The sequence below is a fragment of the Moorena sp. SIO3I6 genome, from assembly GCF_010672095.1.
Map to the genome: position 1 here is coordinate 1 of NZ_JAAHHU010000816.1, position 2,154 is coordinate 2,154.

Annotated in this window: 2 protein-coding genes and 1 pseudogene; all 3 read left to right on the plus strand. The window is 40.6% G+C overall.

Annotated features, from left to right (window positions below; all coding sequences use genetic code 11):
- Positions 1–218, plus strand: a 218-nt coding sequence (locus tag F6K49_RS43065) for a hypothetical protein (RefSeq protein WP_293107739.1), incomplete at its 5' end; no start/stop codon positions are given.
- Positions 219–351: 133 nt separating this feature from the next.
- The gene (locus tag F6K49_RS43070; protein WP_293107742.1) at positions 352–1,578 is read left to right on the plus strand and encodes an RNA-guided endonuclease TnpB family protein; all 1,227 of its coding nucleotides are present in this window, start codon (positions 352–354) and stop codon (positions 1,576–1,578) included.
- A gap of 31 nt (positions 1,579–1,609) precedes the next feature.
- Positions 1,610–1,817, plus strand: a pseudogene (locus tag F6K49_RS43075) (DUF167 domain-containing protein).
- Positions 1,818–2,154: the final 337 nt, after the last annotated feature.

The following is a 2,154-nucleotide window of genomic DNA, read 5'->3' on the forward strand; positions in this document are numbered from 1 at the left end:
TTGACTCAAGAAATTTACCCCGATTGGCGCAGTGGTTTTACTCCAATGCTTTTGGTCGAGTTAGGGTATGCGTTCGCGTAGCGTGGCCTTTGGCCAATCGCGTAGCAGCTCTGAACGCGCCCCGCGTGGCCAAAGGCCTTAAGAGTATCGCAACAGAAGTCTTTACAGTTACCACAGCCAATCCGGCTCAGTATGCTACTCTGGTAGACGGTGACTGAATTAACTAGCCGTGCTTTCATCCCTACGGATATAGCGTAGGGATGAAAGCACGGACAGGATTTAAGAAATACTTTTATTTTTATATTGCTGTTTTGCCATAAATTGTATATAGTGGTAAGAGGAGGCAAGAAAATGAGACACCAAGCAATCAAAGTCAGGATTTATCCGAGCGATGAACAAAAACAAATATTAGCTCAACACTTTGGTTGCGCTCGTTGGTGGTGGAACTATGCTCTAAATCAGTGCATAGAAACCTATCAAACCACGGGTAAAGGGTTGACTCGTTCTGCCCTCAATGCCATGCTTCCAAAGCTCAAAAAGGCTGAGGAAACAGAATGGCTAAAAGACTGTTATTCCCAGGTATTTCAAACTACCACACTAAATCTTGTCACTGCCTATAAAAACTTTTTTCAAGGTAGATCTAAATTTCCTAGATTTAAGTCAAAGAAACGTAAACAGTCCATTCAATATCCCCAAAATGTCAAGATAATTGATGGTTGTCTAAAATTCCCTGGAAAAGTTGGCATTGTAGAAACAAAATTACATCGAGAAATAACCGGAAATATAAAAACTGTTACTATCTCTATGACCCCATCTGGGAAATATTTTGCTTCTATTTTAACTGAACTAGAAGGAGATAACCATAAACCTTGTCACGATGGTAAGATAGCAGGATTAGATTTAGGAATTAAAGATTTTGCTATTGTTAATGATGGGTATAAAACCTCTAAATTTGCTAACCCGAGATATTACTACAAACATGAAAAAAACTTAGCCAGAAAACAGAAAAAGCTGTCAAAAAAACAGAAGGGTAGTAAAAGTAGAAATAAAGCTAGAAAAAAAGTGGCTAGGGTTCACGAACACATTAGTAATATCCGCCAAGACTACTTGCATAAGCTGTCTAGAAAGCTTGTTGACGATAACCAAGTCATTGTAGTTGAAAATTTAAATACCAAGGGTATGGTTCGGAACCATAATCTAGCTAAAGCAATATCTGATACTGGATGGGGAATGTTTGTCAATTTTTTGTCTTACAAACTGGAAAAAGAAGGTAAGGTGTTAATCGAAATTGATAGATGGTTTCCCAGCTCCAAGACATGTTCTAATTGTTTTTATCAAGTAAGTGAGATGCCATTAGATATTAGATTCTGGAAATGTCCTAATTGTGGTGCTCACCATGACAGAGATGAAAATGCAGCCAAGAATATTAGAGCGGAAGGTATCAGAATATTACAATCCTCTGGGACGGGGGATTCTGCCAGTGGAGGGGATGTAAGACCAAAGCGTGGACGTAAGCCCACACTGAGGCAATCCCCCGTGAAGCTGGAAGCCTACACTGTACCCAACGGGTCAGTGTAGGTAGTTCACACCCAATTCTAAACATCAAAAGATAGAAGACAAGGCCAAAGGCCACGCTACGCAATCAGACGATGGGAGACTCAAGGTGCATTTGAAGTCACCACCTGTAGATAGGCTTTGCCAATCAGGAGTTAGTTGAGTTGCTGGCTCAAAGGTTTAAGGTCCCAAAGTCTCGTATCCAAATTAAGTCAGGTTTATCCTCAAGGAAGAAATTGATTGAAATCAACACCAATCCCTAGCTAGCTGCAAGAGGTTAACCATGACCAATACCGTCATGATTAGCCAAAATTTAACTTAAATCCCCGGAATTGGAGGATTTAACGGACAAGACAACCATCCCAAATCCAAAAATCCCAGTTGATAGCCTTCATGCTAAGCACGGAGGTATAGTCCAAACAGCGCCAGACTGACAAGCAATCGGATATGCTTAGTTTTGGTGTATTAGTATTTTATTGAAACAACACAAGTGTCAATCTCTTCATCTGCTGCCTCAGAAGTCAGCACACTTCAGAAAACTGTAGTTACTATCGTTATCGCGATGTCCCCTTTGGGCGTAATTGCTGCGGTAGTAGTTAA